Annotated in this window: 12 protein-coding genes and 1 pseudogene; 8 read left to right on the top strand and 5 right to left on the bottom strand. The window is 66.2% G+C overall.

What is annotated here, in order from left to right:
• Positions 1–40: 40 nt before the first annotated feature.
• A complete protein-coding gene (gene mpl / locus CRO39_RS06225) occupies positions 41–1,420 on the bottom strand; it encodes a UDP-N-acetylmuramate:L-alanyl-gamma-D-glutamyl-meso-diaminopimelate ligase (RefSeq protein WP_097121010.1) in 1,380 nt (459 codons plus the stop codon).
• A 153-nt stretch (positions 1,421–1,573) separates the two neighbouring features.
• Positions 1,574–2,152, bottom strand: a complete 579-nt coding sequence (locus CRO39_RS06220) for an adenylate kinase (protein ID WP_097121009.1) — start codon at positions 2,150–2,152, stop codon at positions 1,574–1,576.
• A 124-nt stretch (positions 2,153–2,276) separates the two neighbouring features.
• Here CRO39_RS06220 and CRO39_RS06215 point away from each other — a divergent pair, with 124 nt between their 5' ends.
• Together CRO39_RS06215 and CRO39_RS06210 are read left to right on the top strand one after the other, a co-directional pair.
• The gene (locus tag CRO39_RS06215) at positions 2,277–3,533 is read left to right on the top strand and encodes a 6-phosphofructokinase (RefSeq protein WP_097121008.1); all 1,257 of its coding nucleotides are present in this window, start codon (positions 2,277–2,279) and stop codon (positions 3,531–3,533) included.
• Between the two features lie 35 nt (positions 3,534–3,568).
• Positions 3,569–3,964: a DUF488 domain-containing protein gene (locus CRO39_RS06210; RefSeq protein ID WP_097121007.1), complete on the top strand. Its 396-nt coding sequence runs from the start codon at positions 3,569–3,571 to the stop codon at positions 3,962–3,964.
• 119 nt (positions 3,965–4,083) lie between these two features.
• Here the strand turns inward: CRO39_RS06210 and CRO39_RS06205 are convergent, their stop codons facing one another.
• Positions 4,084–4,566, bottom strand: a complete 483-nt coding sequence (locus CRO39_RS06205) for an NIPSNAP family protein (RefSeq protein ID WP_238394487.1) — start codon at positions 4,564–4,566, stop codon at positions 4,084–4,086.
• Between the two features lie 203 nt (positions 4,567–4,769).
• On the opposite strand from CRO39_RS06205, the gene CRO39_RS06200 reads away from it, so the two are divergent.
• Together CRO39_RS06200 and CRO39_RS06195 are read left to right on the top strand one after the other, a co-directional pair.
• The gene (locus CRO39_RS06200) at positions 4,770–5,522 is read left to right on the top strand and encodes a hypothetical protein (protein WP_141400738.1); all 753 of its coding nucleotides are present in this window, start codon (positions 4,770–4,772) and stop codon (positions 5,520–5,522) included.
• 5 nt (positions 5,523–5,527) lie between these two features.
• Complete coding sequence (locus tag CRO39_RS06195) at positions 5,528–6,082, top strand: hypothetical protein (RefSeq protein ID WP_141400737.1); 555 nt, start codon at positions 5,528–5,530, stop codon at positions 6,080–6,082.
• A 200-nt stretch (positions 6,083–6,282) separates the two neighbouring features.
• On the opposite strand, the gene CRO39_RS06190 is transcribed toward CRO39_RS06195, so the two are convergent.
• The gene (locus tag CRO39_RS06190; protein WP_097121004.1) at positions 6,283–6,798 is read right to left on the bottom strand and encodes a hypothetical protein; all 516 of its coding nucleotides are present in this window, start codon (positions 6,796–6,798) and stop codon (positions 6,283–6,285) included.
• Positions 6,799–7,049: 251 nt separating this feature from the next.
• On the opposite strand from CRO39_RS06190, the pseudogene CRO39_RS06185 reads away from it, so the two are divergent.
• Positions 7,050–9,074, top strand: a pseudogene (locus tag CRO39_RS06185) (sodium-translocating pyrophosphatase); the annotation flags it as partial.
• Between the two features lie 57 nt (positions 9,075–9,131).
• Positions 9,132–9,476, top strand: a complete 345-nt coding sequence (locus CRO39_RS21175; RefSeq protein WP_238394501.1) for an OmpA family protein — start codon at positions 9,132–9,134, stop codon at positions 9,474–9,476.
• A 511-nt stretch (positions 9,477–9,987) separates the two neighbouring features.
• Here CRO39_RS21175 and CRO39_RS06180 read toward each other — a convergent pair.
• Positions 9,988–10,998 carry a LysR family transcriptional regulator gene (locus tag CRO39_RS06180; protein ID WP_097121002.1) on the bottom strand — a complete coding sequence of 337 codons (1,011 nt, stop codon included), beginning with the start codon at positions 10,996–10,998 and terminating at the stop codon, positions 9,988–9,990.
• A gap of 352 nt (positions 10,999–11,350) precedes the next feature.
• Between CRO39_RS06180 and CRO39_RS06175 the strand changes: the two genes are divergently transcribed.
• Both CRO39_RS06175 and CRO39_RS06170 read left to right on the top strand, forming a co-directional pair.
• Positions 11,351–12,034, top strand: a complete 684-nt coding sequence (locus CRO39_RS06175) for a hypothetical protein (protein ID WP_141400736.1) — start codon at positions 11,351–11,353, stop codon at positions 12,032–12,034.
• Positions 12,031–12,795 carry an SDR family oxidoreductase gene (locus CRO39_RS06170; protein WP_097121000.1) on the top strand — a complete coding sequence of 255 codons (765 nt, stop codon included), beginning with the start codon at positions 12,031–12,033 and terminating at the stop codon, positions 12,793–12,795. Before CRO39_RS06175 ends, CRO39_RS06170 begins: the two co-directional genes overlap by 4 nt.
• Positions 12,796–12,856: the final 61 nt, after the last annotated feature.

Raw genomic sequence — 12,856 nt, 5'->3', positions numbered from 1 at the left:
CCGCATCGGTCGCCGGAAGGCACCCACAAGCGCCAGCAATCTACGCGCGCGCCTGCAACTCCGCCAGAAACCGCCGCGGCGCGCCGTCGAAGCCGCCGTTGGACATGAACACCACGTGGTCGCCGGAACGGACCAGCGCCGCCAATGCGGCGATCAGCGCATCGGCGTCCGGTACCGCGCGCGCGTGGCCGCGGATCGCCGCGATGACCTTGCCGGCGTCCCAAGGCAGCTCGGGCCGTTGCAGGAACACCACCGCATCGGCGCTGTCCAGCGAAGGCGCCAGTGCGTCGGCATGCGCGCCCAGCCGCATCGAATTGCTGCGCGGCTCCATTGCCACCACGATGCGCGCGTTGCCCACTTTGGCGCGCAGGCCCTGCAACGTGGTATGGATGGCGGTCGGGTGGTGGGCAAAATCGTCGTAGACGGTGATGCCGCCGGTTTGGCCGATGACTTCCATCCGCCGCTTGACGCTGCGGAACTGCGCCAGCGCCGGCAGCACGCTCGCGATGTCGACGCCCACCGCATGCGCAGCCGCCAGTGCGGCCAGGCCGTTGAGCACGTTGTGCCGCCCCAGCAGCGGCCAATGCACCTGGCCGATTTCGTTGCCGTTGTGAAGCACGGCGAAAGCGCTGCCGTCTTCGTCGATCAGCCGCGCGCTCCATTCCAGCGCGCTATCGGACGCGCTGCCGTGAAGCCCGAACCGCTCCACCGGCGTCCAGCAGCCCATCGCCAGCACTTCGGCCAGATACGGATCCTGGCCATTGACGATCAGGCGGCCGCGCCGCGGCACCGTGCGCACCAGATGATGGAACTGGCGCTGGATGGCCGCCACATCCGGAAAGATGTCGGCGTGGTCGTATTCCAGGTTGTTGAGGATCGCCACCAGCGGCCGGTAGTGGACGAATTTGCTGCGCTTGTCGAAGAATGCGGTGTCGTATTCGTCGGCCTCGACGATGAACTCGCGCCCCTTGCCGATGCGCGCCGACACGCCGAAATCCTCGGCCACCCCGCCGATCAGAAACCCCGGTTCGCGGCCGGCCGCCTGCAGCAGGTAGGCCAGGATGGTGGTGGTGGTGGTCTTGCCGTGGGTACCGGCCACCGCCAGCGTGTCGCGGCCGGGCAGGACATGTTCGGACAGCCACTGCGCGCCGGAGGTGTACTTGCGGCCGGCATCCAGCACCGCCTCGACCGCCGGGTTGCCGCGCGACAGGGCATTGCCGACGATGACCTCGTCGCAATCGACGGCGATGTTCTGCGGCAGGTAGCCCTGGGCCAGCGCGATGCCCAGCGTTTCCAACTGGGTCGACATGGGCGGGTAGATGGCCTGGTCGCTGCCTTCCACGCCATGCCCCAGTTCGCGCGCCAGCGCCGCCACGCCGCCCATGAAGGTGCCGGCGATGCCCAGGATGTGGAGTTTCATTGAGGGCCGGGAATGGAGAGTGGGGAGTAGGGAATGGAAGGCCGCGTTGATCTGCGGCAACGGTATCTTGCGAATGTTCCGTGGGCAGAAGCGGGACAGGGCACCGATTCCACCATTCCCGATTTTCTATTCCCCATTCCCGGCTTCACCCAATCAGCCCACTTCCTTGGCCGGCGCCAGCGCTTCCACCAGCCGGCTGAATACCTCATCCAGCGAGCCGACACCGTCGACGACGGTGAGCTGGCCATGCTGGCGGTAGAACTCGATGACCGGAGCGGTCTGGTTGTCGTAGACCTTCAGGCGGGTGCGGACCGATTCCGGGCTGTCGTCGGCGCGGCCTTCGGCGGCGGCGCGGCCGGCGATGCGCTCGACCAGCAGTTCGGTCGGCACTTCCAACTGCACCGCGTAATCCATCGGCTGGCCGATCTTCTGCAGCAGCGTGTCCAGCGCATCGGCCTGGGCCAGATTGCGCGGATAGCCATCCAGGATGAAGCCATTGGCGGTGTCCGCACGGCTGACCCGCGATTCCAGCATGCCCAGCAGGATGTCGTCGGACACCAGATCGCCGCGCGCCATCACTTCCTTGGCCTGTACGCCCAGCGGGCTGCCGGCGGCGACTTCGGCGCGCAGCAGATCGCCGGTGGAAATATGCGGAACCTGCAGGTATTCCTTCAGACGCGCCGCCTGAGTGCCCTTGCCCGACCCGGGTGGGCCCAGTAGAACCAATCGCATTGTGCTACTCCCGAACTAGAATCCTGCTGGCGGCCGGCGGCGTTCAGGCTCACGCCACGCCCACGCTGCACCGCGTCATATATGTGAAGCTTACCGCATCCCCGCTACCCGGATCGAACCGAATATGGCCAACGGCACCCTACTTTATGCGCAGTCCGGCGGTGTCACCGCTGTCATCAACGCCTCCGCGGCGGCCGTCATCGGGCAGGCGCGAGCCCGCAAGGTCAAGGTACTGGCGGCCCGCAACGGCATCCTCGGCGCGCTGCGAGAGGACCTCATCGACACCTCCAAGGAATCGGCCGCCGCCATCCGCGCGCTGGCGCATACGCCCGGCGGCGCGTTCGGATCGTGCCGCTACAAGCTCAAGTCGCTGGAGGCGGACAAGGCCAAGTACGAACGGCTGCTGGAGGTCTTCAAGGCCCATGACGTACGCTGGTTCCTCTACAACGGCGGCAACGACTCGGCCGATACCGCGCTGAAGGTGTCGCAACTGGCCAAGGCCTTCGGCTATCCGCTGACCTGCATCGGCGTGCCCAAGACCGTCGACAACGATCTGGCCGTCACCGACACCTGCCCGGGCTTCGGTTCGGCCGCCAAGTACACCGCGGTGTCGGTGCGCGAGGCTGCGCTGGACGTGGCGGCGATGGCCGAAACCTCGACCAAGGTGTTCGTCTACGAAGCCATGGGCCGGCACGCCGGCTGGCTGGCCGCCGCCGCCGGCCTGGCCGGGCAGACGGCGGATCAGGCCCCGCACATCATCCTGTTCCCCGAGCGCGCCTACGACGAGGCTGCGTTCCTGGCGCAGGTCAAGCAGGTCGTCGCCAGGGTGGGCTGGTGCGTGGTGGTGGCCAGCGAAGGCATCCAGACCGCCGACGGCCGTTTCGTCGCCGATGCCGGCGGCGGCAAGGACTCGTTCGGCCATACCCAGCTCGGCGGCGTGGCCTCCTATCTGGCCGGGCGGGTCAAGGACGAGCTGGGCATGAAGGTGCACTGGACCCTGCCCGACTACCTGCAGCGTTCGGCCCGGCATATCGCCTCCAAGACCGACTGGGAACAGGCGCAGGCGGTCGGCAAGGCCGCGGTGCAGTTCGCGCTGAAGGGCCAGAACTCGGTGATGCCGGTGATCGTGCGCAGCTCCGACGCGCCGTACCGCTGGAAGATCGAAGCCGCGCCGCTGACCAAGGTGGCCAACCACGAAAAGAAGATGCCCAACGGCTTCATCCGCAAGGACGGCTACGGCATCACCGCCGCCGCGCGCAAGTACCTGCAACCGCTGATCCGCGGCGAAGCCTACCCGCCCTACGGCAGCGACGGGCTGCCCAAGTACGTGGCGCTGAAGAACGTGGCGGTGAAGAAGAAACTGCCGGCGTGGGAAGGCTGAGCGCTGCCCCGTTCGCCGCATTCACCGGGAAAGGCATGACCATTCGCATCGTCCGCCTGGGCTCGCCCCGTCTGAAAGAGGAAGGCCTGCGCATCGGCACGGTACGTCGCCCGCCGCGCGGCGTACCGAAGTCCGAGTTCGCCGCGCAGGACTGGTACGACCTGTGGTATCCCAATCTTGCCCCCAGTGCGGACCTGGTGAAACAGGCGCAGGGCGCGAAGACACCGAAGGAGTGGGCGGCTTTCGCGAAAGAGTACCGCGCCGAGATGGCCATGCCTGACAACGCGCGTACGCTGGACCTGCTGGCCGCGCTGTCGCACCAGACGAACTTCTCCGTGGGTTGCTACTGCCAGGATGAAGCGCGCTGCCACCGCTCGGTGCTGCGCGAGCTGTTGCGGGAACGCGGAGCGCGGTTGCAGTCCGAAACCTGATCGGGCAGAACCGCCGACGGACGAATCGCAACGGCCGTGCGAACGGCAGCGGCACGGGCCAGATCGCGGTTTGCCGACCGCAGCCGAGCGACGCTGCGCCGAGCGACAACAGCACCCGCTTATTCGCGCCCGTCCAATGCCGGCGAGTACGGCACCGGCAACAACAAGCGGTCTTCAATCCCGCCTACCATCGGGCCTTGCGCTCGCGTGCGGGCCTTGATGTCGGACCATTCCTGGTCGGCCATGAAAGCGGCCCACTGCTTCTCCTGCGTGGCCTGATCGGGCCATTCCAGCAGATAGACGAACTCGGTGCGGTCCTGGTGACGGGTTTCCCACATCGCCAGGATGCGGAAGCCGTGGCGGGCCATGATGCGCGCGGCGTGGTCGCGGAAGCGATCGTGGAAAGCGCCCTTGGTGTCTTCGAATATCTCGTAGATGCGCAGTTGATGGATGGGCGATGGCTGTGCCGGCTGCGCGTAGGCCCTGGCAGGATGCCAGGTGCACAGGAGCAGGACGGCGGGCAGCACCAGCATCATCGTGCGCAAAGCGGCGCGTATGCCGGGGTTGGCAATGGAGGTGGCAAACAAGCCGTGCGAGCGCATGCACGCGTCTCCTGACAGAGGGGGAGTGCCATTCTCCCTATCTTGCAACAACCGCTGCACACGCCTCGTCGCGGATGCGGCACGTTTCGCCGCGTACGCCCGCGCTTGGCAGCAGATTGCAGAATCGTCATGCCAGGCGAGTGGTACCAAGGTGGCGGTTCGGGTTGCCGGCGAGGCTTGAAGGTTGCGGAGATTCCGCTGCCTTGCACTGGCGCCCCAGTTGGCGGCGCCCCCTTTATGAGCTAGCTTTAGCGCAACGGGGAGAGGGGACAACCATGGGGCAGATACGGCTGCAGCTGGCGGCCTGCGCTTTCGGCTGGCTGATCATCGCCAACGGCATGGCGCAGGACATGGCATCGCAATCCGCCCATGTGGCGACTGAAGCGCAAAGCGCGGACGAGCGAACAGCGGAAATCGGGGCTTGCTGTCCGTTGGCCGAAGGCACACCGCTGGTGCTGGAGCTGCTGGACCCCATCAATTCCGCCAGCTCCAAGCGTGGCGACCGTTTCCGCCTGCGGCTTGCCGAAGCGGTGCTCTTCGACGACACCATTGCCTTGCCTGCCGGCATCGAGGGCGTCGGCGAGGTCGTCCATGCCGAACGTTCGCGTGGCGGCGGCAAGCCAGGCGAGCTGCTGCTGGCCGCACGCTACTTGTCCTATCGAGGCCAATCGATAAAGTTGCGCGGCCTAAAGCTCGGCGGCAGCGGCCGCGATACCAGCCACGTGGCATTGGCGGTAGCCACTGGTGCCGGACCGTTCGCACACTTCATTCGCGGCAAGGAAATCGAGATACCTGCGCAGACGCTGGCTTCAGCCAAGCTGGGGGAAATGCTGCGGTTGCCGCCTGCGGAAGAATCCGGCGGTGCGGCCATCACCGATCCGATGCAACCCGACAAAGCTGGAACGGAAACCCTTAGCGAAGATTCTTCACCGCCAACGCAACCTCAACAGGAGTAATTTGAATGCTTGTCACACTTAGCCGTTCCATTCTATGCCTTGTCCTGCTGATGCCTGCCATCGGTCTGGCCCAGCAACAAGCCGAGCCCGAAACCCCGGCGGTGGTCGGCGATGTAGCGCCCACCATCGATTCTGCTGAGCCGGAAGCGGTTGCTGACGAAGTGGCGGATGAAGCCGCAGATGCAACAGAGCAGGAAGCGGAGGTTTCATCCGGCACTGGCATGATTCCAGCACCGCCTGAGGGCAAAGGCCAGATCGTTTTCTTCCGCGAAAAGAAATTCGCTGGCGCGGCAATTCGCTACAAGGTGCGCGAGGGAGAAACCGAGTTGGGAAAACTGAGCAGCGGCACCTACTTCGTCCATGTCGCCGAGCCAGGTCCGCATGAATACACCGTCCATTCGGAAGCCAAGGACATCCTGAATCTGGAAGTGGAGCCTGGGGAAACCTATTACGTCATCGGTTCGGTCACCATGGGCTTCATGGCGGGACGGCCCAATCTTTCTCCGTCCGACGAAGCCGTCTTTTCCGCCATGTCGAAGCAGCTGAAAGTCGCCAAGTAGGCCAAGCGCCTGCCGTTCTGCCGACCATGGCGGAAAACGATCCACCTCCAGCGCAGAACCGGATCAGGTCCTGGACTTTTGGGGGAATCGTCGGTACTTGCATGAATGTCGTGGGAGCGACGTGAGTCGCGACCGGGAGTCATCATGTCGCGACTCACGTCGCTCCTACGGCGTTCAAAAATCTCTCCTGAACCCTAACTCTAGGGACAAGCCTCGCCTTCCACCGTCATCTGCGCGGCATACATCGGTATCTGCGGTTGTTGGCCGGCGGCGGCCTGCTGCTTGGCCTCTTCCAGGTAGATGCGTGCCTGACCCTGGCCGTCCAGCGCCGGCGTCGCCGTCGCCACCGGCTTGCGCCAGACGCGGACGACCGCCTGCTGGGCCGGGCAGGCGGCGCTGGGGATGCGGATCAGATCGTTGAGTTTCCAGCCGGCCGCTTCCGAGGGCTGCGCCTTGGCGAAGTCGACGAAACGCGCGCGCGGCTGGCACTGCGGGCTGATGCGCACCACCGCGAAGCGATAGGGTTCGGCGCCATCGCCGGTGAAGGCGCCTTCGATGCGCGCGCAGGCTTCCGGGATCTGGCGCACGGTGTGCACGGCGCCGACCGCCTGCGCGGTGGCCGCCGCCTCGCGCTTGATCTCCGGCACAGGCTCGGCCGCGGCCAGGGACAACGGCAACAACAGCACCAGGGCGGCGCAGACGGAAAAGGGGCGCATCGCGGGCTCTCCTTTGGGCGTTGGGGCCGCAAAGGCTGTCATGCGGCGACTGAACCCAGCCGCCACGTCTGGCGGCGCAGCCGCCTTCGGTTCATACTCGGGTCGGCTCCAGGGATTGTCTGAACAGGTCGGAACACATGCTGCCGCCATCGCAGCGGTGGGCGTACTCAATCGTTCAACAGGCTCCACCGGGATTGGGTTCCGATGTTCATGCGTTCGCTGGACAACATCCATCCACCTTGGGAGGGGTCATGCTGGAACAATACGGTTTGACGCTGGCGCTGGTCTGCGCGGCAGTGGCGATTCTTTACGGCATCATTTCGGCACGCTGGATCCTGAAGCAACCCGCCGGCAACGCGCGGATGCAGGAGATCGCCAACGCGATCCAGGAAGGCGCCAGCGCCTATCTCAACCGGCAGTACACCACCATCGCCATCGCCGGTTTCGTGTTGTTCCTGCTGGTCGGTTTCTTCCTCAGCTGGCCTACCGCGGTCGGGTTCGCGCTGGGCGCGGTGCTGTCCGGCGCAGCCGGCTACATCGGCATGAACGTGTCGGTGCGCGCCAACGTGCGTACCGCCGAAGCCGCGCACAAGGGGCTCAGCGCGGCGATGGACGTGGCCTTTCGCGGCGGCGCCATCACCGGCATGCTGGTGGTCGGGCTGGGCCTGCTGGGCGTGGCCGGCTACTACCTGGTGCTGGGCTGGATGGGCATCACCGGCGAGGATGCGCTGCATGCGCTGGTCGGACTGGCGTTCGGCAGCTCGCTGATTTCGATTTTCGCGCGCCTGGGCGGCGGCATCTTCACCAAGGGCGCCGATGTCGGCGCGGACCTGGTCGGCAAGGTCGAGGCCGGCATTCCCGAGGACGACCCACGCAACCCGGCGGTGATTGCCGACAACGTCGGCGACAACGTCGGCGACTGCGCCGGCATGGCCGCGGATCTGTTCGAGACCTATGCGGTCACCGTGATCGCGACGATGCTGCTGGGCAGCCTGATGCTGTCCGAAGTCGGCCGCAACGCGGTGCTGTACCCGCTGGTGCTGGGCGGGGCTTCGATCATCGCCTCGATCATCGGCGCATTCTTCGTGCGGGTGAAGCTTGGCGGCTCGATCATGGGCGCGCTGTACAAGGGCGTGATCGTCTCGGCGGTGCTGGCGGCGGTCGCGTTCTACCCCATCACCACCGCGCTGATGGCCGACTCGCCGTATGGCGCGATGGGCCTGTACGGCTGTGCGCTGGTCGGGCTGGTGCTGACCGGCGTGATCGTGTGGATCACCGAGTACTACACCGGCACCCAGTTCAAGCCCGTGCAGCATGTGGCCGCGGCATCGACGACCGGTCACGGCACCAACATCATCGCCGGCCTGGGCGTGTCGATGAAGTCCACTGCGCTGCCCGTGGTCGCGGTATGCGCGGCCATCCTGATCGCGTTCTGGCTGGGCGGCCTGTACGGCATCGCCATTGCCGCCACGGCGATGCTGTCGATGGCCGGCATGATCGTCGCCCTGGATGCCTACGGCCCGATCACCGACAACGCCGGCGGTATCGCCGAGATGGCCGAGCTGCCGCCGGAAATCCGCAACATCACCGATCCGCTGGACGCGGTGGGCAACACTACCAAAGCGGTGACCAAGGGCTATGCCATCGGCTCGGCGGCGCTGGCGGCGCTGGTGCTGTTCGCCGACTATACGCACAACCTGCAGACCGCCAATCCGGGCGTCAGCTTCACTTTCGACCTGTCCAATCACATGGTCATCATCGGCCTGCTGATCGGCGGGCTGATTCCTTACCTGTTCGGTGCGATGGCGATGGAAGCGGTCGGCCGCGCGGCAGGTTCGGTGGTCGAGGAAGTGCGCCGGCAGTTCCGCGAAATCCCCGGCATCATGGAAGGCACCGGCAAGCCGGACTACAGCAAGGCGGTGGATCTGCTGACCAAGTCGGCAATCAAGGAAATGATCATCCCGTCGCTGCTGCCGGTGGCGGTGCCTATCGTGGTCGGCCTGTTGCTGGGGCCGCAGGCGCTGGGCGGGTTGCTGATCGGCACCATCGTCACCGGCCTGTTCGTGGCCATTTCGATGACCACCGGCGGCGGTGCCTGGGACAACGCCAAGAAGTACATCGAGGACGGCCATCACGGCGGCAAGGGCAGCGAGGCGCACAAGGCCGCGGTCACCGGCGACACCGTCGGCGATCCGTACAAGGACACCGCCGGCCCGGCCATCAATCCGCTGATCAAGATCATCAACATCGTCGCGCTGCTGCTGGTGCCGGTGCTGCCGGTCGATGGCTGGCTGGGTTCGGCGACCGCGGCAACCACGACGCATGCGGCCGCGATGTCCGCGGATGATGCATCATTCGTCGCCGATGGCCGGCTGGGCAAGGTGTATTTCGACACCGGTTCGGCGGTGGTGCCGGCCGATACCAGCGCGCGCTTGTCCGGCGTGCTGGGAACGCTGCATGCCAACACCGATGCCCGCGCGCGCATTTCCGGCTATCACGACAGCACCGGCGATACGGCGGTCAACGAGGAACTGGCCAGGCAACGCGCGCAAGCCATCCAGCAATGGCTGGTGGTCAACGGCATTGCCGAAGCGCGCATCGATCTGGACAAACCGGCGGTCACCACCGGCGACGGCAGCGCCGACGAGGCGCGGCGGGTCGAGGTCAAGGTCGAATAGCGCGAGTCAGGTGCTGCACGTCGTACCACCGTAAACCAGATAGCGGCTTCGGAAGGAGTCGCCGCCCGGCGGGGCAGGGGTGGCTCCGCCCTCATGTCGGCCGTCCTGCCTCAAACTCGGGCCGTGGGCCCGTTCCGCTTCGCGGCTCGGACCAGCCCGGCGCAGCACGCCGGGCGTTCACCAAGGCGCGCGGCAGTGCCGCGCAAGCCGCCTTGGCTCATCCATGGCCCACTCTCCGCCCCCCCCCGCCCCGCCGGTCGTCGCCTTTCGCGGAAGTGAACGTTCGCCACTTCGAATGGTTAGTTCCTGAGCACTGGCCGCCTGTCCAGAAGCTGGTGGCCCGAGCGTTGCGGGACCGTACGCGGCATGGATGCCGCGTAAGAGCCTACATGGACGTATTTACGGCGTGTCCCGCAATGCTCGGGCCACCAACTTCCACGTAGACGTTCCCGCACTTGGAAGAAGAACCAAAAAAAAGCCGGTGGTCGCTTTTTTTAACCCCACATCGCACTCACGACAGCGCATCGGCCAGGATCTTCTGTCCGGCCGCGACCGCCGCTTCGGCTTCTATCTTCTTCTGCGCTTCCTGCGCCAGCATCGCCGGGCAGCGCGACATCATGTAGTCGACGTCGAAGTTGAGCTTCTCGACCAGGAAATCCACGAACGCGCGCACCTTCGGCGACAGCATGCGCCCGCCCGGGAACACCGCGTTGAATTCCAGGTCCGGGCCGACCCAGCCGCCCAGCACGCGGCGGACCACGCCGCTTTCCATGAACGGCTTGATGGTCACATCGCTGGCCAGCATCAGCCCTTCCCCGCACAGCAGGCCGCCGACCAGCACCGACGGATCATTGGCAACCATGATCGGATGCACGGCGAATTCGCCGTGCTCCTTGCCGTTGCACAGCTGCCAGCTGGCGCGGCCGTTATGGCGGGTATTGCTGACCACCAGCGTGCGGTGATGCTGCAGATCGTCCGGATGCAGCGGTTCGCCGTGACGCTCGATGTACTCGGGACTGGCGAAGATCTGGGTGCGGAAGGTGGCCAGCTTGCGCGCGACCAGCGCCGAATCCGACAGCGACCCCAGATGCAGCGCCAGATCCACGCCATCGCCGATCAGGTCCACCTTGTCGCTGGTCAGCACCATTTCCACCCGCACCTCCGGGTGCACGCGATGGAATTCGCCCAGCAGCGGCGCCACCCACGAAATCCCCGCCGAATACGGTACGGTGAAACGCAACCATCCGCGCGGGCCGCCCTGCAACTGGCCGACCGCGCTTTCGGCCTCTTCCAGCTCGCGCGCGATGCGCTGGCAGTGTTCGTGGTAGACCGCACCGGCCTCGGTCAGGCCCAGCCGGCGCGTGGTCCGGTGCAACAGCTGCGCGCCCAGCCGCGCTTCCAGCTCCTGCACCTTGCGGCTGACCGTGGTCTTGGGAAGGCCCAGCGCGTTGGCTGCGCCAATGAAGCTGCCCTGCTCGACCACCTTGACGAAGATCAGGGTGTCGTTGAGATCGTGGCTCATCGGGGTACTCCGACAGGGGCGGACCGAATTGGACCGCCAGCGGGATTATTATTCCCCTAAATCCGGACTAATCAAGTCCCAGTTTTGGGCATAACGTAGCGGCCTGTCATTGCTGGCCCGTCTCCCCCATGCCGCTGTCGTCATTCTATCGCCGCTTTGCCCGCGCAGAATCCTCAGCCGATTCGGCGGTTTCTTTGTGCCTCTCCTCGTCGGAACGCCGGCCGGACCTGACTGCGCGGGATCCCTCCCCCTCCCGTCGCAGCCAGGCCGGCGGCGCGCCGTGGCAAGAGCCGGTGGGTTTCGCTTACCCGGCGCTTTTCGGGATTATCCCGCCACCGGGAGTAAAAGTCCCATGAATGGGATATTGATGGCCACCCGCACCGGCGTCGCCCCGGTTCGCAACCCGCTGTCTCCCCGTGTGCACCGGCATGCTGGTGCGCGCACTGACAGCGCCGCCAGCGACAAGGCGGGGAATCGGGCAATCCAGGCGCTGAGGACGCTGCTGCGGCACGTCTTCCGGTCAAGCTGGGCAATTCCTCAAGCCGCTGCGAATACCGATGCCGGCATTGGCCCCACCGGCTCCGGCCGCGGTCTTGCGTTGGCGCTGGGCCAACCCGGCGATGGCGATGCCGAACAGGATTGTGCAATAGCCAAGCAGGATCCGGATATCGCATCGGCCGGTCACGCACGCAGACTTTCCTCCATCGCCGGTATCCCGCCCGGCAACGCCATCGAAGGAACCGCCGTGTCGATCGCCGCCCTCCCATCCCAGCTGCAGAATCCGACAGCCACCGGCCGTGCGGCCGGCTGGCGCTGGTGGCGGGCGCTGTCGCGGATGTGGCGCGGCACTACGGCAACCGAAACAACCGAGATCCGCTTCGTGCCGCCTGCGCGCCCGTTGCCATCGTTGGGATTTCGCGAGTTCACCGCACCGCGCCGCCTGCAGGGCGGTGGCGCATTGCGGCTGCGCACCAAGGCGGCCGGCCGCATCGCTGCGTTCGATGGCCTGCAATCAAAGCGGGGCCGGCAGCGATGAGCGGCGGCATCCTCCATCCCGAATCGCTGGTGCTCGGCGCCAGCGGCACGGTCGGCTTTGGCGTGGTCGGCGCATTGCTGGAAGCCGGCAGCCCGGTGCTGGCGCTGGGCCGCGACGGTCCGCGCATGCAGGCGTTGGCCCAGCATTTTGCCGAAGAGCCTGCGCTGTCGTTGATGACCTCCGGCTGCATCCAGGACGATCGCGATGCCGCTGCGCTGGTCGCCACCTTGCGCAAGCGCAAGCGGCCGCTGCGCGCGGTGTTCGCCAGTCTCGGCAGCGCGCCGGAAAGCGGGCGCCTGCTGGACCGTCCCAGCCGCCTGCTCAGCGACAAACTGGAGCGGGACCTGATTCCACACCTGGCCGCCGCCCGCCATCTGCTGCCGCTGCTGGCCGAATCCAACGAGACCGCGCACTACATACTGATCGGCGGACCGCATGCCGAACGCGGATGGGCCGGCTACGGCCATGCCTCGGTCGCCGCATCGGCGCTGCGGATGCTGGCGCAGGTGCTGCACGAAGAAGCGCAGGCGTTGGGCGTGCGCGTGCAGATGCTGTCGGTGGATCATCCGATCAGCACGCCGGCCAACGCATGCAATGCCTGCGCCGAATGGCCCAGCGCGCTGGCGGTCGGCCGCTGCGCGGTGTCGCTGCTGAGCTGTCACGAAGCGCCCAAGCCAATCGTCAGATACAACGCGGCCCGCGCTCAGCCCCCGCTCAGCACGCTGTTTTCCGACTACACGCCGGCAAGCGCGCACGGGTAGCCGCTCGGGCGACGATGCATCCGCCGCTTGACCTGAAGTTTACTTAAGGTCCCAGACTTCG

The organism is Pseudoxanthomonas wuyuanensis, assembly GCF_900215535.1.
GTDB lineage: Bacteria > Pseudomonadota > Gammaproteobacteria > Xanthomonadales > Xanthomonadaceae > Pseudoxanthomonas_A > Pseudoxanthomonas_A wuyuanensis.
This window is presented reverse-complemented; position numbering and strand designations above follow the sequence as displayed.

Excerpts from the sequence above, each read along its gene's own strand:
- mpl (WP_097121010.1), bottom strand. The coding sequence starts at position 1,420 with ATGAAACTCCACATCCTGGGCATCGCCGGCACCTTCATGGGCGGCGTG.
- CRO39_RS06220 (WP_097121009.1), bottom strand. The coding sequence starts at position 2,152 with ATGCGATTGGTTCTACTGGGCCCACCCGGGTCGGGCAAGGGCACTCAG.
- CRO39_RS06215 (WP_097121008.1), top strand. The coding sequence starts at position 2,277 with ATGGCCAACGGCACCCTACTTTATGCGCAGTCCGGCGGTGTCACCGCT.
- CRO39_RS06210 (WP_097121007.1), top strand. The coding sequence starts at position 3,569 with ATGACCATTCGCATCGTCCGCCTGGGCTCGCCCCGTCTGAAAGAGGAA.
- CRO39_RS06205 (WP_238394487.1), bottom strand. The coding sequence starts at position 4,566 with ATGCGCTCGCACGGCTTGTTTGCCACCTCCATTGCCAACCCCGGCATA.
- CRO39_RS06195 (WP_141400737.1), top strand. The coding sequence starts at position 5,528 with ATGCTTGTCACACTTAGCCGTTCCATTCTATGCCTTGTCCTGCTGATG.
- CRO39_RS06190 (WP_097121004.1), bottom strand. The coding sequence starts at position 6,798 with ATGCGCCCCTTTTCCGTCTGCGCCGCCCTGGTGCTGTTGTTGCCGTTG.
- CRO39_RS21175 (WP_238394501.1), top strand. The coding sequence starts at position 9,132 with ATGTCCGCGGATGATGCATCATTCGTCGCCGATGGCCGGCTGGGCAAG.
- CRO39_RS06180 (WP_097121002.1), bottom strand. The coding sequence starts at position 10,998 with ATGAGCCACGATCTCAACGACACCCTGATCTTCGTCAAGGTGGTCGAG.
- CRO39_RS06175 (WP_141400736.1), top strand. The coding sequence starts at position 11,351 with ATGAATGGGATATTGATGGCCACCCGCACCGGCGTCGCCCCGGTTCGC.
- CRO39_RS06170 (WP_097121000.1), top strand. The coding sequence starts at position 12,031 with ATGAGCGGCGGCATCCTCCATCCCGAATCGCTGGTGCTCGGCGCCAGC.